This is a genomic window from Aeromonas popoffii (assembly GCF_000820025.1).
Classification (GTDB): Bacteria; Pseudomonadota; Gammaproteobacteria; order Enterobacterales; family Aeromonadaceae; genus Aeromonas; species Aeromonas popoffii.
Genome location: NZ_CDBI01000050.1, coordinates 1 through 837, shown reverse-complemented (window position 1 = coordinate 837; position 837 = coordinate 1). Strand labels below are relative to the sequence as shown.

The following is an 837-nucleotide window of genomic DNA, read 5'->3' as shown; positions in this document are numbered from 1 at the left end:
AGCGTCATGCCGCTGCCCGCGGCGACCATGTTGCGCAGCGTCTCCAGGCTGGTGCCCTTGAAACGCTGATCCTCACCGATACCAGCGGCAAAGCAGAACCCCATCGCCTGATCCCTCAAACAGTGGCCATCGGCCAGCATCAGCAGCTTCTTGCCCTTGAGGTTACTGAGCGGCACCGACTTGGCCCTGGCTTCCGGGTGATGTTGCGGTACCGCCAGCCACATGGGCTCCTGATAGAGAGGAATAGAGCTAAACCCTTCCATACCCTCAAGTTCGGCGAGGATGAGGCAATCCAGCGCCCCTTCTTCCAACCGCTTAAGCAGCACCTGGGTCTGCTCCTCATAGAGATAGAACTCCAGCTTGGGAAAATGCTCGCGCAGATCCTGGATGATGTGGGGCAGCAGATAGGGACCGACTGTGGGAATGAAACCGATATGGATCTCACCAGACATGGGCTCGGCAAAGTGCTGGCCTATGCTCTTGAGCTCCCGCACCTCTTTTAGCACCTTGCGGGCCTGATGGGCCATGGCGTCACCGGCCGGGGTAAATAGCACCTTGCGCGAGGTGCGCTCAATCAGGATCACCCCCAGTTCATCTTCCAGCTTGCGCAGCTGGCCGCTCAGGGTGGGTTGGCTGACGAAGCAACGCTCCGCTGCCTTGCGAAAATGCTTCTCCTCTTCCAAGGCAACCAAATACTCGAGATCGCGAAGGTTCATACATCCAGAATCCTGCCAACCAATTGGGCCATTAGCATGCCCAAGAAAGAGAGCAGGGACAAGATATGGCGACTGAATGGAAAAAGAGGGCCGGATGGAAAAACAAAGCGGGCCCGGATCC

At 57.6% G+C, this 837-nt stretch carries 1 protein-coding gene; it reads right to left on the bottom strand.

Features of this window, described 5'->3' with window-relative positions:
- A partial coding sequence (gene oxyR, locus BN1129_RS09825) for a DNA-binding transcriptional regulator OxyR (RefSeq protein WP_042036126.1) occupies positions 1-716 on the bottom strand: 716 nt, incomplete at its 3' end.
- Between the last annotated feature and the right edge of the window lie 121 nt (positions 717-837).